13 protein-coding genes and 1 pseudogene are annotated in these 22,336 nt (G+C 37.0%); 4 read left to right on the plus strand and 10 right to left on the minus strand.

The genetic code is table 11. The features are described 5' to 3' along the window. From BLL40_RS16910 to BLL40_RS00025, 6 genes and pseudogenes are all read right to left on the minus strand, one after another. Window positions 1-80, minus strand: a pseudogene (locus tag BLL40_RS16910) (3-hexulose-6-phosphate synthase); the annotation flags it as partial. A 205-nt stretch (window positions 81-285) separates the two neighbouring features. Beyond that, entirely contained in the window at window positions 286-2,139 is a 1,854-nt protein-coding gene (locus BLL40_RS00005; RefSeq protein ID WP_073709870.1) for a PAS domain-containing protein, read from the minus strand. Between the two features lie 1,475 nt (window positions 2,140-3,614). After that, the gene (locus tag BLL40_RS00010; RefSeq protein WP_073709871.1) at window positions 3,615-6,830 is read right to left on the minus strand and encodes a hypothetical protein; all 3,216 of its coding nucleotides are present in this window, start codon (window positions 6,828-6,830) and stop codon (window positions 3,615-3,617) included. Next, complete coding sequence (locus BLL40_RS00015) at window positions 6,827-8,251, minus strand: glycosyltransferase family 2 protein (RefSeq protein WP_073710352.1); 1,425 nt, start codon at window positions 8,249-8,251, stop codon at window positions 6,827-6,829. Before BLL40_RS00015 ends, BLL40_RS00010 begins: the two co-directional genes overlap by 4 nt. Window positions 8,252-8,261: 10 nt before the next feature. Further along, window positions 8,262-9,305 carry a HEAT repeat domain-containing protein gene (locus BLL40_RS00020; protein ID WP_073709872.1) on the minus strand — a complete coding sequence of 348 codons (1,044 nt, stop codon included), beginning with the start codon at window positions 9,303-9,305 and terminating at the stop codon, window positions 8,262-8,264. Continuing rightward, window positions 9,302-10,240, minus strand: coding sequence for a response regulator (locus BLL40_RS00025; protein WP_073709873.1), 939 nt, complete (start codon window positions 10,238-10,240; stop codon window positions 9,302-9,304). Before BLL40_RS00025 ends, BLL40_RS00020 begins: the two co-directional genes overlap by 4 nt. Before the next feature lie 322 nt (window positions 10,241-10,562). Between BLL40_RS00025 and BLL40_RS00030 the strand changes: the two genes are divergently transcribed. Beyond that, a complete protein-coding gene (locus BLL40_RS00030) occupies window positions 10,563-11,693 on the plus strand; it encodes a response regulator (protein WP_073709874.1) in 1,131 nt (376 codons plus the stop codon). Between the two features lie 85 nt (window positions 11,694-11,778). On the opposite strand, the gene BLL40_RS00035 is transcribed toward BLL40_RS00030, so the two are convergent. Beyond that, window positions 11,779-12,693, minus strand: a complete 915-nt coding sequence (locus BLL40_RS00035) for a sensor domain-containing diguanylate cyclase (RefSeq protein ID WP_073709875.1) — start codon at window positions 12,691-12,693, stop codon at window positions 11,779-11,781. A 249-nt stretch (window positions 12,694-12,942) separates the two neighbouring features. Between BLL40_RS00035 and BLL40_RS00040 the strand changes: the two genes are divergently transcribed. Next, entirely contained in the window at window positions 12,943-15,996 is a 3,054-nt protein-coding gene (locus BLL40_RS00040; protein WP_159434158.1) for an ATP-binding protein, read from the plus strand. Window positions 15,997-16,727: 731 nt separating this feature from the next. Continuing rightward, window positions 16,728-18,293, plus strand: a complete 1,566-nt coding sequence (locus tag BLL40_RS00045; RefSeq protein ID WP_083566135.1) for an alkaline phosphatase family protein — start codon at window positions 16,728-16,730, stop codon at window positions 18,291-18,293. A gap of 419 nt (window positions 18,294-18,712) precedes the next feature. Here the strand turns inward: BLL40_RS00045 and BLL40_RS17265 are convergent, their stop codons facing one another. Both BLL40_RS17265 and BLL40_RS00050 read right to left on the minus strand, forming a co-directional pair. Further along, window positions 18,713-18,868, minus strand: a complete 156-nt coding sequence (locus BLL40_RS17265) for a hypothetical protein (RefSeq protein ID WP_159434159.1) — start codon at window positions 18,866-18,868, stop codon at window positions 18,713-18,715. An 18-nt stretch (window positions 18,869-18,886) separates the two neighbouring features. Then, window positions 18,887-20,074, minus strand: a complete 1,188-nt coding sequence (locus tag BLL40_RS00050) for a DUF2325 domain-containing protein (protein WP_159434160.1) — start codon at window positions 20,072-20,074, stop codon at window positions 18,887-18,889. Window positions 20,075-20,407: 333 nt separating this feature from the next. Between BLL40_RS00050 and BLL40_RS00055 the strand changes: the two genes are divergently transcribed. Further along, window positions 20,408-20,674: a hypothetical protein gene (locus BLL40_RS00055; protein WP_073709877.1), complete on the plus strand. Its 267-nt coding sequence runs from the start codon at window positions 20,408-20,410 to the stop codon at window positions 20,672-20,674. A 551-nt stretch (window positions 20,675-21,225) separates the two neighbouring features. Here BLL40_RS00055 and BLL40_RS00060 read toward each other — a convergent pair. Beyond that, window positions 21,226-22,308: a hypothetical protein gene (locus BLL40_RS00060; protein WP_073709878.1), complete on the minus strand. Its 1,083-nt coding sequence runs from the start codon at window positions 22,306-22,308 to the stop codon at window positions 21,226-21,228. Window positions 22,309-22,336 lie beyond the last annotated feature (28 nt).

The raw sequence follows: 22,336 nt of genomic DNA on the forward strand, positions 1-22,336 counted from the left end.
TCAACGAATTGTTCTACTTCTTTCACTACTGCGATACCTTCTGGTATGTTGACAAGATCAAGTGCTAATTGTAATTTCATGGATATGTCACTCCTTCTAAGTGGTTTATTTTTTTTACTAATTTAATGCTACGCTCATTATATGTGTTAATGTTCAGAAAATAAAGTACGCACTTTATTATCAAATAGTGTATAAAAGTATACTATAGAGATTTAATAGGGAGTTTCTTTCCATCATTTTTATTCATTGCCTAGTTAGCCCTAAAACAGATGGCGATTGCTGTTCCTATTTATCACATTGTTCCGAAGGTAATATGATCCTTACATTCGTGCCGTTTTCATTTTCACTTTCTATTTGAATCGTTCCACAATGATTTTCGATGATTTTATAGCTTACCATAAGGCCAAGACCCGTACCTCTTTCTTTATTAGAATAAAAAGGTTCACCTAAACGATCAATCATTTCTTTTGAGATGCCGCTTCCTTCATCCCTTACCTCAACAGCTACTGATCCGTTCGGCAATAGAGATGTTGTAATATACATGTTTCCTCCGGATGGCATTGCCTGAAGCGCATTTTTAAAAATGTTCATTATTGCCTGTTTCATCTGCTTTGGCTCACAGTAAATAAAAGGCAACGAATCTCCCAACGTCTTATTCATTTCAACTTTATGTAATAAGGCTTCAGGCCGCATGATTTGAATGATTTCTGTTAAAATATCATTGATATTGTGATGAGCATACTTTATTTCCTCATATGGATTAGCGAGCATTAAATACTCTGTCACAATCGACTCAATCTGCTCAATTTCTTTAAAGATAATCTTGTTATAGAAATCATTGTCACTCTCTTCCTCTAGCAACTGAATGAGACCTTTTACAGTAGTTAACGGATTTCTGATTTCATGGGCCATTCCAGCCGCTAATTGCCCCAATGCTCCCAACTTTTCTTGTTTTTTTAACGTGTCATTCTGCTTTTTCCACTCTGTAATATCTCGAGAAATGCCAATACTTTTAATAATCTGTCCATTTTCATCAGCGAACGGGGTAATTTTTGTTCGAATCCATCGCTCCTCTGTTTTTGACTCATCTTTCAGCTTATATTCTAATTCCCTCGGGACGACAGATTGGGATACAAGCATCTTTATCATTTTTTTCAAATCTTCCCGATAAAATTTCCCCTTCATGACACGCGGATTTTTACAAATTTCTTCACTGCTGATCCCCCATAACTGTTCGATAGAAGGACTTGCATATAAAATTTTAAATTGAGTTATATCAAACAAGGTAATAACGTCACTAATATTTTCTGTTATATCAAGCAGAAGTCTTTCTTGACTTGCGATCGAATCATTTTGTTGTTGGATCATCGTTGCTTTTTTCATTAGCTCCGTAAGATCTTTTATTATACCTGATACAGCGATGAACGTTCCATTGTCATCTATAATCGGAGCGACAATGAGGGCGACTGGAATAATCGATCCATTTTTTTTCATACAAAACGTTTGACGATGAACGATTTTTTTCCCCTTCCATAGCTCTGTATTGATATCGTTGATTTCATGATGAAGATGTTTCGGGATAATCGGCAAAAACCCTCCCACTATCTCCTGCCTTTTCCATTCATACAAACGTTCAAACACAGAGTTCCCAAGAAGTACACGACCTTCTAAGTCACAAATGACTGCTGCCTCATCCGTTATTTCAAAAAAGTTACTAAGTCCAATACTATTTATCATGCTTTCCCCAAGAGGATCCGAACTCTCTTCAACACGCTGGGCAATCGCTTGAATCCATCCTTCCTTCGTTACTTTTGCATTGCGCCAAAGCAGTGTAATGTATGTACCGTCTTTCCGACAATATCTATTTGTGTAAGGCAAGAAAAATTGATTATGTTGTAAAACATACAATAACTCATTTGATTTATTCCGATCATCTTTATGAACAAATTCTAAGTAATTCATGCCTTCCACTTCCGACAATTCATAGTGCAACGCTTTTTCTAATGAAGCATTTATGTATTTGATCCTTCCTTTGGTATCAAGCACGATCAGTAGTTCTTTCGATGTTTCTGCAAACCACGAAAACGTTTCTTTCAGAGCTGTCTTCTGCATCTTGCCCTCATTTGATAAAATACCCATGTTTATGTTCCTCTCTAAAGATGATTCCTTTATATTTAAAATACATTCCAATATAGCAAGGAAAGAAATACTGATGATTAGATGCAGCATACTGTAAATAAAATGTAGAAGACTTTTCTATAATTTTTATCATTTTTTAAAATTCCGATAATTTTTTTGAATCATTTTCCACCTCATTTTTCTTTTCTTTTCATTATATGATGATCAGCAACAAATATCAAACACTCGTTCCTTCTTAGGTTTTTTGAAAAATAAAGAGTGTAAGTGCCATAAACTCTTAACATTTACCACACTTTTCTCCTATTACATCTACTGCTATAATTAAAGTGAATTTGAACATATTATCAAGAACAAACTGAATTCGATTTTCCCGTTCTCAAGGTTGAAGAGAGAGAATATAGTATAATTATTTTAAATCAATTGGATTACAATCGATAGAATATTTTAACCTGATACGAGCTATTTTAGTTGATGATCTATTATTGTCATTGCAACTTATGAAAATAAAATTAACGAGTGTCGACGGGATAATACTGATCGTGGCATTTTCAAATGCAGAATCTGTTTTACAAGAGATGAAGTATTTCGATTTTTAAGTTGCTTTTTGGATATCGAAATGGCAGGTATAAAGTGAAACTTCATTCAGTGGGGGTTTTCTTCACCTCCCGCTTATCCTTCCTTTCTTTTCGAAGCCTTGAAGCGGGGGTCTTACTGCCCGTTAATGCAGGATAAAAAGTTATTTTTTGCGCTGCGATTAAGATGGAGCAAATTATAGATAACAACCTGAAAATAAATCAAGAAAAGATCGCTGAAGCTTAAAAGATTATACCTTTGTATGTTGGTGAATATATAGAAAAGCACTGGCATTCAAGAATAAATGGTTACAACAGCTTCAAGAAATGATCGATTACTGTACAGAACACAATGAATTCGATAATAAAAGACAATGTCTGCACATCTTACTAAAATATAATCGGTATTCTGAACATGTATAAACTACATAAACCCTAGACATACAAACAAGCCAGATCCTTTTCACAAGGTCTGGCTTGTTTAGAACTAGGCTCTTTTAGATATAGTAAATTCAACAAACACTGGCTGCTCTTTTATGTGGATATGTACGATACCACCTTGAGAACGTTTCAAGATGCCATGCTTTACAACGTTTTCTACAATAGGTAGAGAGCAATTAACTGTTTACAAATGCTTCATCCTAGTCCGTCCCCCCTCTCTGAACAATCGTCCATGTTTTATCTAAACAGGAAGAATGGCTATTCAGGAAAAAAGGCTCATTCACTATTAAGCGAGAGGGTTTCATTATCTAAAAGCGGGACACCTCACAAATCCAGTACCTTTTTTTTCCACATGGTACTCTCTTTTAAAATTTACATAAATTCATATAAAATGAAAACTCATAAGTATTATTAAAAATAAACTGACAATAACTACTATTTTTCTTCAAAATCCTTTTTAATTTATTTTGAAGTGAATGCTTTTTTCACAATATAGTAAGATTCTTTTAACCGTTCTTCATACTTTGGTAGATCCCATGTATCCCATGAATAGATCTCCATATTTGGCAGTTTTCCTTTATTCAGCGCAGGCAATGAATCGACTATTTTCCCATCAGATTGTACAAAGAGCAGACCAGCTTTAATTCCCTTTATTTTTGTACTCGCATGCAATCCGTTTTTGTAAATATTCCCCATGACTTCTCTTTGACTCGGATCTTTCACATTTAACAGCAGCCAAGGAATACGTACTTCGATTGTTCCAGATTCTTCATTCACAAAATAATCTGCAAGAGAATCGTATTCTGATAAAGCAGGATTTGCATTACCAAGCCGTAGCTTACCTGTTTCATAATAGCTGAACGGAATCGTTTTGTTTTCTTTCGGAATGTACTGCTCTCTATTCAATGCATAGTTTATTTGATGAAAGGAACCACTGTTATTCACCGGTTCAGACGGCTGCGGTTTAATCATCTTTAATTCATGCCCATAATGATAAGCAAAAGAATCATAGTATGCATCAACAAGTACACGTGACTGATTAGAGCCTTTCAAGTTAATCATGAAATCAATACCATTTTGAAAGGTTACATCTTTTATCGTATCGGATGTATGGTTTCCTTGATCTGGCACCGTGTCAAGTACAATGAGAGGATACCCATTTTTTACATCATTCATATCGATTCGGAAATATAAGTATCGTTCGTCATATTCCATATACAACTTTTGCAGATTTCCATTTTTTTTCGTGTACAGAGGAGATACTTGATTCCAATCACTTCTCTTTCCGTCAACTTTAATTTTATTGCGATCAAAGCTAAGCAGGCCAAATTGCTGCTCATTCGTCTGGGCATTAGACCAAAAAGGACGACGATCTGGATTATCATAATCCATCGTATTCCACGTTCTCTTGAACCATTCATCCTGCCATGTAAAGATTAATCCGCCTAGTAGACCTTCATGCATAATATCTTCATACAGCCTCACAATAATGTCGCCCTGTTCTTTTTCAGATAAAAACCCTTGATTCCAGCCAAATGGATTTTCATGTGTCAATCCCCTTGATGCCGGTACTCCAAATTCAGCAATCAAAACAGGCATACTATGTGCTTTATGCAGATCTTTTAAATAAGCAGCATAATTATTAAATTCACCTCGATGGTCAACATATTTCTGATAATCTGCTTCATAATTTAAAAAGTCAGGATAATAGGGATACACATGATATGAAGCAAATTGATTTGTTTTTTGCAGCGCACCTTTCGTCTGAATCATATTCGGATTGACACTAACAAGATCTTCCACTTCATTTGGTTCAGATGGATGGGTCAATAAATCCGTTGTAACCCAATTTGTAAAGCTGACGGGACGTATCCAGTTATATTGATCGATTTCATAACTGACAAGCACATCAAGCTGTGCCGCGAGCCAATATTCAAAAGGATCTCCTTTAACGGTTTGAAAGTATGTTCCATCATAATCCCCTTTATTTTTGTGACTATCATTCGTATTTTGTACCATAGATGGATCCCATTCAGTACCCATGATCCATCCAATTACATATGGAGAAATATCTGCTTGATATGTTCCATTGGCATGACCAGCGCGTGGTCTAATAACAGCATTTCCATGTATAACATCAACGATCCGCTTCATCTCCTCTTGAAATTCCACCGTATTTTTCTCGTGAAACGCATCAAGTGTATCAAGAAGAGATCCTTCATCAATCCAGATACCGTGAAAAACATAAATCGATTGATCATGTTCTTCATTATAACGCTTCAATGCGTTATAAAACCCAGGTGGATGAAGTGTATAGATACGAATAGAATTCGATCCCATTTCACCAATTGATTTAAACCAACGATAATATTCTTCTTCTGTTATCGCCGCCTCTCCAGGAAATGTTTCGGGTTTTGCCATCCCAATATTGACACCTTTTATTTTTATTTTTTCCCATTTATCATTGACGAGCACTTCAAATGAATCATTCATGACTCTTGCCGTGTAAGAGGCCTCCCCTTCTTTCTTAAGTATGACTTTTTCTGTTTCATTTTCTGTTTCCTTGAAATCCTTATTGCGGTCTTCCAAAATCGTCTTCATCATCGGTACATACGTATTCCAATAGAATGACTCATTTGAATACAAGTTCATCATTTTTTGAAGTTGACTATATCCTTTCATTTGGTAAAAAACAGGTGTGGTCGAAATATCATTGAAATCCCCGGCAAAATAATAGCTTCTTGCATTCTTATGTTGTGTTTCAATGACACCAGCAAATGTTAATGGAATGCCTTCCTTCATTAGTTCTTGTTTCCCTGATTTAGTTAAATTCCAGTTATAATTCGCTAACACATCCGCTTTATTTTTAGCCGTAACGATATCAAACCAGTAGTGATAATCAGCACTTGTCTTCAGTCCAAAGCGTGTTGTTCCTTTTTTAGTGAAATTCAATTGAATTCCATTACCATCAAAATGTTTGTCTTTTTCCAAAACAACCACTTCATTGCTTACATCATTAACCAATATAAAGCCAGGTCCTCTGTATTTCCAACTGTCTTTATAATCTTCTACAATCCATTGTGGAATTTCGATATTACGTTCAAGGTCGAGTTCATCAAAGAAGCGTCCCATCCATCCTGACCACTCTAATCCTAGAGTATCACTCATGCTTTGCTGCACGTTTTCATCTGTGGGAGAGGCTAGTGCATTGAATTCCGCGATAAAAGTACTTCTCTTTTCTTGTTGCAAACGATCATTAATCGCCTGCCATTCAGACATTTCTAATCCTCCATAGATAAGAGATGACCTTGCGCCTTCTCGTTTCTTGTCAATCCAGGGAAGATCTTCTTCATAAACGCCATACGTATCAGCCAAATAAATAACATCCATTTTATCGTATGAATCAAGAAGCCGATTGATTTGATACGATTGACCTTCTTCATTCGGAACAAATCCATTGTAATCCACAGCCGCTTTATACGATTGTCCATTTTGTTTAACATAACCAAAATGATTGAGCACCCAAGTAATTCCTAAATGTTCTCGAAACGATTCGTTCGGAACCGTTTTATCAATAATTGCTATTTGCAGTTCTTCTTTATCATCCAAAAACCAAAACAATATAGGAAGTAATAAGACAATCATAATTAAACCAGTGATACTGAGTATACGTTTCATTCTTCTAACCCTTTCCTTGATAAACCTCTTCGTTCCATATGACCCCATTCATCACGTTTGAGGAAAAACTGTAAAATCCCTTCACATCTCCAAAAAATAGTTAACGGTCTATACCAGAATACTTCAGTAAACGAATACATAAACAGACGGATGAGGTCAGTGATTTTAGGATATGTTTTCAATGACCATGCTTCAAACAACACAGATATCATCGAGAAAACGGAGCCATACAAAATAAAAAGCAAGACCAGTACAATAGCAAATTCAAAGTAAATTCCACCAGTAAAAAACGCGTACACGATGTAGATATAACCACCTAATTCAATAAGTGGCCCTAAACACTCAATTAGCCAAAAATAAGGAAAAGATATCATCCCGACAGCACCATATTTCGGATTCAACGTCATCTTTCTATGTTTCCATAAGCTTTCTAATAAGCCTCTGTGCCATCTCGCCCGCTGACGCCGCAAACCTTTTATATTTTCGGGGGCTTCCGTCCAGCAAACAGGGTCTGGAACGAACTCGATTCGATTACTAGACTTCTGTTCCTTTATCATCCGATGAAGTCGTACAACCAACTCCATATCTTCTCCAACGGTACTTTTTAAGTATCCACCAGCTTCAATCACCCACTTTTTTGAAAACACACTGAATGCGCCAGATATAATGAGCACCATATTATGTTTACTAAGGGCAACTCTCCCTACAAGAAAAGCTCGTAAATATTCAATCACCTGCATGATGACAAGTGATTTTTCAGAAAGTGAGACGCTCATCACGCTGCCCATTTGAATGTCTGTTCCATTGGCGATGCGAATGCTGCCACCGGAGGCAATTACTTCTTCATTAGATGTAATGATCGGCTTCATCACTTTTAATAATGACGTTGATTCTAAAATAGAATCTCCATCAACGGAACAAAAATAAGGATATTTAGATAGATTTATACCGGCATTTAACGCATCTGCTTTGCCACCATTCTGTTTAGTTATGAATAGCAAATTTGGATGAATCGTTGATCTATACACAGCGGTTACAGGTTTTGTATCCAATTGCTGACGAATTACTTTTTGAATGGGCTCCATTTGAAAATGGGCAATCATTTTATCTTGTGTTTTGTCAGAAGAACCATCATTTACTACGATTACTTCCATTTGTGGATAGCTTAGACTGAGTAAGGAATGTACACTATCTAAAATGCCTGCCTCTTCATTGTATGCAGGCACAATGATCGAGACCGGCTTCACATATGTAATGTCTGAGAGCTCTTCATCTGACTCATGTTTATCCAATTTATATTCTTTCCTTAACTGCAAAAGAGCATAGAGAAACATCGTACTGTATGAGAAAATGACTAATAGCATGTAAACAAAAATGATGCCACCAAAAAAAAGCAACAAATAGGATGTGAATGTTGACATATAAATCGAATCACCCCTTTCCAATTACCTCTTGTACCATATCAAACACAAAGCGATCATTTGTCGTTGCCTTAATAGACTCAAGAATCTCTTTTCCCTTTTTGTTTGAATGAATAGACTGTGCTGCCCGTGAACGAACCCACCATGAAGAATCCTTTAATAAATCTTGTAAATATGGTAGTGATTCGCTCATTGGTACATGTACCAACAATTTTGCAACCATCATCCGCTCTTCCCAATAAGGGGATTGAAGGAAAGGCAAATAAAGATCTATTTCACGGATAAGACCGATTTGATCGATTGATTTCAATGCACGAATACGTGTTTCTAACGAATCATCGTTGAGTCTTTTTTCTAAAAATGGAACAAATTCAACTACATTTTTCATACCTACAATATCAATAATTATATTTTTCAGTATACTTGGTAAAGACTCGTATTGATCAATAAGTATTTCGAACTGCTGTTGATTTAAATAATAGAGCAGCTTTTTGTATTCCATTTCACCAAAGTCAGCTTTTGGGTGTAAAAGGAAAGAAATTAAAATTGGGCTTTCAAAAGTAGCTAAAACTTTATACATTTGAAAATATTCCTGTTTCGAATATTTTTTTTGACTATTCAGCATTTCGAAAACATCGTTCACTAGAAAATACAAACGGAAATCAGAAATTTTATATAGAGTATTTATACGGATACTCCATTTGCTACTTTTCAATTGTTTTCGGTAATGCTCCTGCAAATAGCGCTCTATATACGCCGTTATTCGAAAGGAAACATCCTCCCCACTAATATTTTTCGTATATCGGACGAGCATTTCTTCGATCGCTCTTATGTCTAATCCCGTATGAGGAATTAAATCCTTAGATAGTTCTTTCCCTTCTATTAAATAAAGGTATAGTTGAACATTATGTTTTTTCATATATTGCTCAACTTTTGCTAACGAACTAGTTTCTAGCATTCGCTGGATAATAATATAGATAAATAACGCGATTAAAAGACTCATTAACAACAAAATACCAATCAATAATAAAAGCAATTTGTTTTCTATCATCATCGCAACCTCGCTAGCATCCTCTTTAATCGTGCAGCGACAAGCTTTACATTATACGGTTTTATAATATATTCATCCACCCCTGCTTCAAATGCGTATATCATGTCCTCTTCTGTTTTTAATTTTGAAAACATGAAAACAATATATTTCTTGCTATTTGGCATGCGACGAAGTTCATGAAGCACTGCTATACCATTCTTCTTCGGTAAAATATCATTCATAATAACGATATGGGTATGGCCAGATTGAGACCAGGATGATTGTAAAAATTGATTACCATCATTAAATGTTTGAATACTCAGCTCAAAATAGTCAATAGCTATTCGTTGTAGCATGGTCAATAAAATACTTTTCATTACTTCATCGTCTTCAATAATGCTTACCTTAATTTTTTCTAACTCAGGCTTATTAAACATTTCAACGATGTAAATTTCTTTATCTCCTTTAACGTTTGCTAGTTGAAGTGCTTCTTCTCCAGCACTAAGCGCTTCTGCGTAACTGGTTGTACTATTTGCAATTTCAACGATACTGGCTGATAATCCCATTTGCATGCCCATCCCTTGTTCAAAATCAATGTAAGGAATAGATTGGAAGATTCTTTTTAGAAAATATTTTGCCTCTTCTTGTCCGGAATGAAGCATTAGAATAGCCCATTTATTTTTCTGAGAGAGCTGGAAGATCTTATCTGTATTTCTTATTTGATTATTAAGATATTCACTTATTTGCTGGCAAGCCTGATTCGCACTATCTTCACCATACTGTTCCAACAATTCATTAAAAGCGTGAATCGCTACAAATACAAGGGCAAATGATGTTTTGGAGCGAGCCACATTAGCAGCTTGTAAATCATAAATCCAGTGCAATAAATCAAAATCATGTGAGTCCGTATTAGAAAACGGGCGAGATATGAGTGACATCGATTTCATTTCTTGCTTCATTAAATGGGGCACCTTCCTTCTTACTATCTTCAAAATGCCATACTTTTTATAAAATGATTCTTTTTCCTATTGCCTACATCATATTGATAGATACTTACACATTTCTTTCAACATTCTTATTAATCTCTTAAAAATATAAAAAGGGCTATCCTAAGGCTTTATATATAACAAAATTGAGATGTAACTCAGTTGTCTTTCCGAATGTTTCTACTAAAATTTGATTGTGATGTCATCTTATCCTTTGATTATAATATTTAATCTTGCGATAATATAATAGTAAATATTTTCCCATTGTTTTAAAAATGAAAGTTGGTGTATTTTTGTGATACGTGTCATCTTAGTTGATGATGAACCTTTAGCTTTAAGAAGTATGGAAAAGAAGTTGAATGAGTTCGATAATATTGAAGTAGTTCAAACCTTTTCAAATGTAGAAACAGTGTTTGATACAGTGAAAAATCTTGACTTCCAAGTAGCTTTTCTAGATATTGAAATGCCTAGATTAAGTGGATTAGAGTTGGCGGAACTCTTAAGAGTATGGCATAAAAATATTCACATTGTATTTGTTACAGCTCATCGTGATTATGCCATTCAGGCCTTCGAATTACATTCTGTCGATTACTTGTTAAAACCTATTTTAAAGTCTCGCTTGGCGAAGACAATCGAAAGACTGGAAGAACAACTCCAACTTAAGAGTGAACAATTAGAGCCTGAACAACAAACTGCTTCTTCCTTAAAAATACAATGTCTTGGAGAGTTTATGGTCTACTGTAATAATCAGCCCATAACTTGGAAAACTTCGAAAGTACGGGAACTGTTTGCTTTCTTTACCACCCATTACAATTTACCTGTACATCGTGATACAATCATCGACAATCTATGGCCTAATATTGATTATTCAAAAGCGAAGATTCAATTACATACTACGATTTCCTATTTACGAAAATCGTTAGCTTCTATTGGGTATTCAGATGTATTGCTCTTTTCAAATGAATGCTATGTTTTACAGTTAAATAACTTTCACTGTGATTCCTTAGAATTGGAACAATTGGTTGATAAAAATGAACTTATTGGAGATCACAATATCGGAAGATTTCAAGCAGCAGTTCAGAGCTATTATGGAGATTATATGGAGAAAACAGACTATCAATGGGCCATTGTAAAAGCACGCATGCTTCGCGACAAGCTTACTCTTTTACTTCAACGTTTAATTGATTATTACACAGCAACACATCAACTAAAAGAACGACAATATTCATTGATTTTGTTGCTACACTACAACCCTTATTCAGAAAAAACATTACAACAACTTATGCAACATTATTATGATACTGGCAACCGTGGAAGTGCCATTAAAGTTTTTCGTGAATTCAAAGAACGTTTACTTGACGAACTCGGTATTCTTCCAGATCGCATAACAATGGAACTCTACGCACAAATTATTCGTGAACAATGACCAAAAGCAGCCTATAAGTCAACGGATAAACGATGATTTAGCTGCTTTTTTTCTGATACTTATTCTTGACTCTACCGTGAAATATTCATAATTGGTACAGTCGATAATTATTTCCTGATTCTTTCTTTGCTTCAAACATTGCGCTGTTAGCACAGTTTAGTAAACTTTTTGCTTCTTTACTATGATCTGGATAGATGCTTATGCCAATACTAACACTTGCCTCAATTTGAAAATTTTCAATCGCGAATGGTTCCCTAAACTCGGAAAATAACGTATTCACAACCACTTCTATAATTTCAACATCTTCGAGTAAAATAATAAATTCATCACCACTTACATGATAAACATGATTTCCCAATATTGATAAACTAGCAAGTCGTTTAGCTACTTCCATTAAAAATAAATCACCGTTCAAATGTCCGTACTTCGTGTTAATTTTCTTGAACTGATTAATATCCATAAATAAAATTGCGAGCTTTTCTTGCTTTTTTTCTCTTCTTAATAACTGTGCATCAATGGATTGCTGCAGCATTCTTTTATTTGGTAAGTTCGTTAGTTCATGATGATAAGCAAGATACTTCCATTTCGAGGCTTCTTTTTCTTTTGTAATATCTGTAGCGATAGCGATTACTTGGGTTACATAATTCCCTTCGTCCTGCACTGGCACAATTATACACTGTAACCAAACCATTTCCCCATTTTTCTTCCGATTACATAGTTCACCTCTCCATTGCTTTCCTTGCATAATAAGCTCCCAAATGCTCTTCCCAAAGTCCACATGGTGATAAGTAGAGCTTATAATTCGGGCATCCTGCATATACAAATCATCTAAAGTGTATCCAATTTTTTTTATAAAATGATCATTAATCGCTATAATCTTTCCTGCACAGTTCAGCCTAATCATCATGAACGATTCATTTAAAATATTTAGTAACAATTGGTACTCTTTGGCGATGAATGATTCCTCTTTTCTTCCATTTATATTGCCACACATATTCATTATTCTTTCTCCATCCCTTCTCTTTTCTTTTTAGAATAGATTTAGTGACTTACAATCTACTTTTCAAACACTTACAGTTTTCTTAAACGATTGTTATAAAAAAAGAGAATTCTCAATCTTTGTGACCGGTATTCCCCTTTCCATGAATAAAGTATTTCCTTTTACTCCACTTTATGACATGGTTAAAGAAATTCCACAGCGATGGACACAGTGTTTACGAAGTATTCATTTGGAAAGGGTGAGTTTTTAGTGTCAGCAATCAAAAACTATAAACGACAACATATACTAATTATTGTCTTGATTTTCTTTGTTCTCACAGGCTTACGTTTCCTATGGCTAGCTTATTATCTGCCCCCGGAACAACCAATTGCTCGTAATGGCATTTTGGACTTACGCAACTATGAATGGAAAGAAAATCAAACGATTCATTTAGACGGAGAATGGCTATTTTACCCTGAAACATTAATTGATCCTGATAATCTAACAAGTACTGCTTCTAAATCAGAACCAATAATCCTGTCCATTCCTTCGAAGGAAGGAGACGATTCCTCTCATCAATTCGGTACCTATCGATTGAAGATCCTGCTTGATAAAAAGCAAGTTTCAAACTTTCCATATGGCATTCAGATTCCTGCAGCAAAAACTGCTTCAGCTTTATTTGTGAATGGACAACTGGAAGGTAATTCAGGAGAGGTTGCGGCGAGTAGCAGTCTTCATCGAGGTCAAAACGTACCATACACAGCCTATTTTACAGCGTATCAACAAGAAATTGACATCACTGTTCATTTATCGAATTTCGATACGCCAGAAGGTGCATTAATTAATAAACATGTTACATTTGGTTCTGAACAAGCAGTTCTTAACGAACAAAATAATATAAAAATGTTACTATTCACAATTGTTGTTGTGCTTCTCATTCATAGCCTGTATACCATCCTTGTCTATCTATTTATTTATCGTAAAAAAATTGTTTTATTTTTTACAGCCGGATTCCTTTTTCCGGCTGCAGATGAATTAATTACTTACAATAAATCTATATTTGGGTGGCTCCTTCTCGATTATGAGTGGTCGTTAAAAATTTCAAATTTAGTCTATCTCGGCGCTTCCTTTTTCTTCGTACACTTTATGCGCGTATTGTTATCAAAATATCAAGACGCGAAGAGGTTTCGTTGGTTCACTATTTTATACGGCATTTGCGCATTAGCAATAATCGTGATTCCCACTCATTTTTTACTTTCAGCGAATACATTGTTTTTTACGCTTTATTTCGTTTCATTTTTTTCGGTTGTCATTCTCGCTTTAAAGGAATACATTCAAGAAAAAGAAGAATCTATATTTCTGGCATTCACTGCTCTAAGTACAACTTCAGGCCTTTTATGGGGACTAATCAAAGCATTTACCGCCATGGAAATACCCTTCTATCCCTTTGATTATTTGTTTGCCTTTCTAGGTTTTGCAGGTTTTTGGTTCAAACGCTTTTATCAAAAAACGACCCTAGTCAATGAACTAGTGGACGATCTTAAAAAAGCGGATCAATTAAAAGATGACTTTCTCATGAGCAGCTCTCAAAAGCTGTGGAATCCAATGAATGAGATGATCACCATTGCACAATCAATCTATGATGGAGAGAATAGTTCCATTACGATCCAAGACAAAAATAATTTGAAATACCTTATTGATATCGGCCGAGGTATGTCGTTTGCACTGAATGATCTTCTCGATTTCACTCGTTTAAAGGAAGGCACCCTACATCTTCACCCTAAAAGCACGAGTGTTCAAGGGACCGTCTTCGGTGTATTCGATATGCTGCGGTTTATCACGGATGGAATACAAATTCAAATGATTTCTACGATTCCAAAATCATTTCCGAACGTTCTTGCAGATGAAAAGCGACTCATTCAAATTTTATTTAATTTATTGCACAATGCGATTAAGTATACAAATGTGGGATTCATTGTTGTCCATGCAAAAATAGAAAACGGAATGGCAACAATTCATATTCAAGATACAGGTCTAGGGATCGATGAGGAAACACAAAAACGAATCTTTTCACCTTATGAACAAGGTATTGCAAGTGACAATGGCATTGGCCTTGGTTTAAATGTCTGTAAGAAATTGATTGAACTACATGGTGGAACATTACAAATGCAATCTGTCCCAAACCAGGGCTCAAATTTCTTCTTTACATTGCCTTTAGCTCCAGAGCAAATAAATCCAGACGAAGAACCTACGTTACAAACGAAGTTCGAGTCTACGATTAAGTCTTCCGTAAACGCGACAAATGATCTGAAATTTGAATCTTTCAGAAAACAATTTATGATCTTAGCCGTAGACGATGACCCAATAAACTTGAAATTGATTAGCAATATCTTCTCATCTGAAGAATATGAAGTTGTAACCGTCACAAGCGGCGAGGATGCGCTCAAATTATTGGATAAAACGGAATGGGACTTGATCATTTTAGATGCGATGGTGCCTTATACTTCGGGTTATGCATTGGTTCGTTCCATTCGCGATCATTATTCCATTTTAGAAGTTCCGATTTTGTTATTGACCGCACGAAATTACCCGGAGGATGTCTATACTGGTCTTGCTCTCGGTGCAAATGATTATGTAACGAAACCCATCAATTCGCTAGAGTTAAAAATTAGGAGTCGTGCACTAATTGATTTAAAATATAGTATAAATCAACGTCTTCATATGGAAGCGGCTTGGCTGCAAGCCCAAATTCAGCCGCATTTTCTGTTCAACACTTTAAATACAATCGCATCGCTTAGTTCCATTGACTCAGAACGAATGGTGAATCTGTTAAATCACTTTGGCGAATATTTACGTGGAAGCTTTGATGTGAAGAATTTACAGCGGGTCGTCCCACTTCACCACGAATTGGAACTCGTCCGTTCTTATCTCTATATCGAACAGGAGCGTTTTGAAGAGCTTTTACACGTGAAGTGGGAAGTAGATAAATCTATAGATGTAGATATTCCCCCCATCTCCATTCAACCTTTAGCAGAAAACGCGGTTCGTCACGGAATTTTGGAAAAGAAGAATGGAGGCACTGTTTGTATTCGCGTGAAAAATCATGCTGAACATGTAGAAATTTCCATTACAGACGATGGTGTCGGGATGGATGAAGCAATAGTGAAGGATTTGTTGAGTGACAGCAACGATACTAGGAGAGGCATTGGTTTACGCAACACAGATCGACGTCTGAAGCGAATTTATGGCCAAGGCTTACAGATTAGTAGTGTTCCGAACGAAGGAACACAAATCATGTTTAACGTTCCGAAGACTTTGAAATAGATGAAAAGATTCCACTCCTACACTTGTTTGTAAAAGCAGATCAAAACAGTGCGGGTTTCCATAAACGGAAACCCGCACTGTTTTTGATTTTTACATTATAACTCCTATTAGGAATTAACTATAATCCTTTTATTTTCAGTAAAATCAACGGAGCTCCCGCTAACACTTACAGCAACAATGACCTTTTTATTCACAGCTAAAGGAAGACTGCCTCCAAATACAACAGTTCTTCCGTCATGTGTTCTATGTAATACGTACAGCTCCATTTATTTTTTTCCACCTTAAATGTTAATTTATTCAAACGAAACAACTCCTTGTATTTTCTTGCCGCCTATTGTTTTAAAAAATCTTGTTTTAAAAAGCGAGATAATTTCTTGACACAACTATATATACCTAAGTGTTCAAAATGAAAATTAGTTATTCCCTTGGATTTCCGGTTCCTAGATTTTCTAAACTAACAATAGCGAATAAAGAAATGGGAGCCAACAAACATAAAAAATCTGCACCCGTCGCCTGACGGATGCAGTATATGTGAGGGGGCCATCTCTGACCCATATTGTAGTGTATACAATAAGGCAGCTTCCGAAGCGGCATAAGCCCTATGTAGCTGCATAAAGCGGAAATTTTAAATTTATAAAAGCAGTTTATTATTGTCGTTCCTTTTTCCCTTTAGGTATTCAACTTCCTCTTTTTATCCATACTAATCATACTGCAAAAAGAAGGGTGATGTCATGATACGCAAAATTGTCCTATCGGTGATTCTGTTCTTATTCATGGTCGCTGGTTTATGCTGGTATTTTCTCCTTACGCCTACAAAAGATATACATAACGTGTCCATTAAGACAACGGATCATCCAGTAATCGTATTAGTGATTGATTCCCTCATGGATCAGCCGTTGAGAAAAGCAATAGATGAAGGTAAAGCGCCCGCACTCGAGTTTTTAATGACACATGGACAGTATCTTCCTGAGGTAGTCAGTTCTTATCCCACGATGTCTGTGACCATTGATAGCACTCTTTTAACGGGTACTTATGCTGATCAGCATAAGATCCCAGGGCTTAGCTGGTTTAAGCAAGATGAAAACCGCCTTATTAGTTATGGAGGCGGAAAAAGAGAAATGTGGAACCTTGGCGGAAAAAATGTGTTAAATGATGGCCTAATCCAGTTAAACAAAACGCATTTAAACAAGAATATCCCTACCATTTATGAAGAGCTGGAGAAAAGTCATATTCAATCCGCTTCTATAAACGGTCTGATCCATCGTGGGAATCATGCCCATCGTTTACATATTCCAACACTTGTTTCAAAGATGAACCTTTTGCCACACGAGGTAGAAATAAATGGACCGGTCCTTCTATCCATGGGCAGCCTGTCACAATTCAATCCAGAAAATAACCAGTATAATCATGTATGGCAATCAATGGGCATCAATAATCAATTTACAGCAAATGAGTTAATATACTTCATTCAAAAAGATAAATTACCTGCCTTCACTCTCGCCTATTTCCCGGATTTCGATCAGCAAGTTCATGATCATGGACCAAAGGAACAGAAAGGGATTGAAGAAGTGGATAAACAGCTTCAGACCATTTTGAATGCCTATTCATCCTGGGATGAAGCGATTCAAAAAGCCATTTGGATTGTGCACGGCGACAGCGGACAATCCGCTGTTATCAATGATCGCAAAAAGGCGCTAATTGATTTAAATACGTTACTGGACGAGTATACCTTTTGGAACCCTGATCAACCTTCTGACAAGGAACTGGCTTTAGCTGTCAATGAAAGGATGGCATACATTTATCTAGAAGATGAAAGGATTAATCTATCCGACATTTCATCGAAATTAAAAAAGGAGGCCCGAATTGGTTTCATTGCTTGGAAAAAGGACAATATCAGCCATGTAATAGCGGCAGATTCTGATAAACCGTTTACATTTTCACCAAACGGTCCTTACAGAGACTGGTACGGACAATCCTGGGATTTAAATGGAGATCTTTCCATCTTGGATTTGTCGATAAATGAACAAAATAAAATTAACTATGGCGACTATCCGGATGCCCTTTCGAGACTATATGGAGCACTTCATTCACACGAAGGTCAGTATATAATTGTTGATGCAAAACCTGGGTATGAATTTATCGGAACACATAGTCCAGATCACGTAGGGGGAGCAGCGCACGGGTCCTTACACAAATTAGATTCTGAGGTACCCCTTATTATCGCAGGAACAGATCAAAAACCTAAGAATCATCGATTGATCGATTTTAAAGACTGGCTAGTAAAACTGACAAAATAACTCCTATATTTTTTATAAAATGGAATAATGTTAAAATTCATTCAGTGGGGCTAGGTTCACAGGATGTGAATCATGCAGATGTTGTCACAGGACGTGACGATCTTAGTCTACGTTCCGCTCATCCCCCACTGAATGAATAGGAACTCAGGTAAAGAGCACCGCGTCCTGCGGCAATACGTGAGTGACCGGCTCTGCCTGGCCCGAACCAATCAGGCTTTTACGGACAGTTGATCCCCCGCTTATCCTTCTTTTCTTTTCGACATCTTGAAGCGGGGGTCTTACTGCCCGTTAATACGGGATAAAAGCGAAGATTATTTTGTTCCATCTTTATTTTCGCATTGGCTATTACCTTCACTAATCAGATGGAAAGTGGATTTTATCTATTCTCCCCAAAATCAAAACAAAAAAGAGCCCCCTCATCAGAGCCCAAAATAATGCATATATACATACCAAATCCCCAAAATCACCGCTGCAAAAAAAGCCAATCCGAATAATTTCTTCAGAAGCCATATCACGATCAGCACAACAAGCAGGACAATGAGCACTGTTCGCGTTATCATGAGCAGTTCCAGCACCTTATCCCCCTCCTTTTTTCAATTAGTTTGGACGATAAACGTTTTCAATTGCCGTTCAAATCCGCTAACGCCCGTTGTATTTACATATTCAAACGGGACACCGTATTTGGCTGCCGCTTCTTTCGTTTTATAATAAAGCGAATGGCCCGCAAAACCATGCATAAAAAAAACGACATCTGCCCGACTCACTGCACCGTCAACGAGTGCTGAATCGGCTTCCGATACAAAGTCCATTTTCCCGTTGTATTTATGAACAACTTTTTTGAAATGGCGCACTTTTTCCCCACCGATAAATGCGACAACTGCACCACGTAAATCAGGAATTGGTTCCTCTTTCTGTCCATTTGCTTCACTCTTCAATGTGCGAATCATGAACGCCTGCTGTTCCATTTTGTCATTCAGTTGCATCACGACATCATGACAGATAGCGCACTCTTCTTGTAGCTTTGTCACTTCCTTCATTGCCTCTGCCAAAAAAGAATCGAATTCCCGCTGTATGTCCTCTTTTTCCTTTTGTAGCAAGTGAATCTGTTCAGTCAATTTGGCTATTTCACGGACTTTCTCGCCATCCTTTCGTTCATCATCTATAAGATCGGATGGAGCCGCTTCTTGCGCCCTTTTAAAAGAAAATACATCATTTGGAATATCACTAGCAAAGGTCAACAGATCCATCTGTACTTTCACATACTCGAGCGGGGCGTGTTTAATAAAAGAGTCGATCCAATCTGAGCGCTCGTCGTTTAATGCCGTAAACAAAATAGATACAGGAGACAGTTCCGCTAATGCCTCTGTCACTGTCTCCTCTTTCCGTAACGCAACCGCCGCTTCACGTACAGACAATTCAACGATTTGTTCAAGGCGTGCCCGTACAGTCGGCTTATGATAATGCCTGTATAGCCGCTCCATCACACCTGTGACCCCTTTCCTTTTATCTTTATCTGTCAATTGAATACCGAACGAGCTCAATACACCAGACCGTTCACTCGGCGTCATTTCGAAAAGACTCTGCCTAAATATAAATAGCTTTACTGCGTCGATTTCTTCCATCCGAAACAGCTGCCAATGACTCTTTATTTCCTTTATATATATGGGATAATCCGCTCCACTGACATCCACCCCCTGCTCTTTATAGGTAACAAGCGCACTCACTGTTTGTTTCAACGTTAAAAATTTTTCGTCGTTCACCATTTTTTTACTTCCTTTCAAAAAAACGCCCCGGACTTTGTCCGGAAGCGTTCACATATATTACTTGCGTAAGTTTATTTGTATAATTCTTTGTACCATAGTTGTCTCATAAATTATCTTCTGTTTTCAAAAAGCAATCTGTACAGGAGTATTGTAACATGTTGGATACGTATTCTACAAACGATGCTCTTCGTGATCAGAAGTAAAACGAATCATCTGCATATTTCTGCATGACCTATCCTCTCTTGAACCCCCCCCCAGAAAATCGCTGTCACGTTATGAATAAAAACGGGATTGTTTTTGCATAGTAAGGGCGTACGATTATCAAATAATGATATGGAGGATTCCGCTACGATGGACCATACGAAAATGAGCTGGAAAAACGAAAATGTCATCTCTCAGTTACGTAATTCTGTAGACAATGTAACAACAGCTGTAGAACAAGCGCAGTCGCATCCTGCTCCGCAGTTAATCCAACAAGCGCAAAATACGATGGAGCGGGCAGATAATGCGCTCAGTAACGCTCTCCAAAACGGTGAACACCTAGAACCGATTAACAGACTTCAAGAGCAATTACAGCAAAATAAAGAACAATTGCAACGGCTAAAGAATGAACACTGAATAAAGTGAAACTTCATTCAGTGGGGGTTAGGTTCACAGGATGTGAATCAGGCAGACGTTGTCACAGGACGTGACGATCTTAGTCTGCCTTCCTCTTAGCCCCACTGAATGAATTGAATAAAAAAAGAACTCAGGTAAAGAGCACCGCATCCTGCGGCAATACCTGAGTGACCGGCTTCGGCCGGCCCGAACCAATCGGGCTTTTACGGGCAGTTGATCCCCCGCTTATCCTCCTTTTCTTTTCGACGGCTTGAAGCGGGGGTCTTACTGCCCGTTAATGCGGGATAAATAATCCTCAAAATGAATTTCTGATTGATGATTCTTTATTCAGCTGCTTACACTTCCACCACACTATCGCTTGATGGCCTCTATGTAATAAAATGGGACGAGACCTATTCCATCACATAGATGAATCACTTTCACCTACAAACATTTTATTTATATAAAACGATCTATTTAGGTTAGGCTTGTGGCTCTGGTTTTGATACCCCTGCCGTTGAAGTTAGGAAGAGAAACGATATAATTCGTCTCTCTTCCTTTTACTTCTATTTTCACTTAGCTATGAAAGATGCATGATCTGTAGCTGCCCAATTGTTCATTGGTACTACTGAGTATTTGATGCCTGGTTGCAATGTTTCGTCATTTAACACATCAAAAATTCCGTCAGATCCTTTGCGAGAGGAGAAGCGGTATTGGGCTTCTATATTGCTGCCGTCATCACCTTTTAATTGTACTTTACGACCCGCAAATAACTCCATGCCTGGATCTTTATCTACTGTTATTTGGAACGACTTGCTGTCGATTGCTTTTGCTGACTTAATTGTAAGTGGGACAAGCTTTTCAGCAATAAAGGTTGGGTTTTTGATTGTTGTCCAATCAGATGTAACCGTATATTCTGTACCAGGAGTTAATGTTTGACCTTCTGGTAAACGGAATTTTGGTGCTTGTCTGCCATCTGCCGCTTGGGTAAACGGAACATAATTTGTTATGATTTTTTCTCCATCATCTGATGTAATGGTGACGACACGATCTCGTAAAGAGGAGATCACTTGATATTGTTTTCCATTTCCATCTTTATTTTCGTCATCTATATGAAAAGCCAGATCCCCTCTACCAGCCCGATACGCTTCAATAATATTCGCATAATCGGTTACACCATCTTCTTTAAAGGATTCAATTTCAAATGTATCATTTGTAACCTGTTTCGTTTGACGTATATTGATTTTCTCCTCACTTGCTTCAAAGGACTGTTTTCCTTCACCTTTGTAAGTAACTGTGTAAGTGGTTCCTGGTTTTTGGATTGTCACCGGCACAATATATGTACTTTCTGCACCCGTCTTTAACCGTGGAACGTTGACAATACTCATATCATGATCAAATTCAAAGTTTTTCTTAATATTTTCCAAATCATCCGCATTCACATCCTCCTCCGGTAGTGGCTCAGAAAATGTGATTTGTAATGTCATCGTATTTAACGGCTGTAACTCCGTCATTTTCACTTCATTTTGTGTTTCTTTTTGAGCTTGTTCCTGCTTCTGCTCACTTTGGGCGTCTTGTGTGTTCGTATTACACCCTGCGATAACGAATGTTAATCCGAGTAGTAATGGTAATACTGTTTTTGCTTTTTTGTTCATGTTGTCATCTCCTCATTAGTTCATAATA

The sequence above is a fragment of the Domibacillus mangrovi genome, from assembly GCF_001906925.1.
Classification (GTDB): Bacteria; Bacillota; Bacilli; order Bacillales; family Domibacillaceae; genus Domibacillus; species Domibacillus mangrovi.

Coding starts and splice junctions, on each gene's coding strand:
- BLL40_RS00055 (WP_073709877.1), top strand. CDS start 20,408: ATGGACCATACGAAAATGAGCTGGAAAAACGAAAATGTCATCTCTCAG.
- BLL40_RS00020 (WP_073709872.1), bottom strand. CDS start 9,305: ATGATGATAGAAAACAAATTGCTTTTATTATTGATTGGTATTTTGTTG.
- BLL40_RS00010 (WP_073709871.1), bottom strand. CDS start 6,830: ATGAAACGTATACTCAGTATCACTGGTTTAATTATGATTGTCTTATTA.
- BLL40_RS00015 (WP_073710352.1), bottom strand. CDS start 8,251: ATGTCAACATTCACATCCTATTTGTTGCTTTTTTTTGGTGGCATCATT.
- BLL40_RS00005 (WP_073709870.1), bottom strand. CDS start 2,139: ATGGGTATTTTATCAAATGAGGGCAAGATGCAGAAGACAGCTCTGAAA.
- BLL40_RS00045 (WP_083566135.1), top strand. CDS start 16,728: ATGATACGCAAAATTGTCCTATCGGTGATTCTGTTCTTATTCATGGTC.
- BLL40_RS00025 (WP_073709873.1), bottom strand. CDS start 10,240: ATGAAGCAAGAAATGAAATCGATGTCACTCATATCTCGCCCGTTTTCT.
- BLL40_RS00035 (WP_073709875.1), bottom strand. CDS start 12,693: ATGAATATGTGTGGCAATATAAATGGAAGAAAAGAGGAATCATTCATC.
- BLL40_RS00060 (WP_073709878.1), bottom strand. CDS start 22,308: ATGAACAAAAAAGCAAAAACAGTATTACCATTACTACTCGGATTAACA.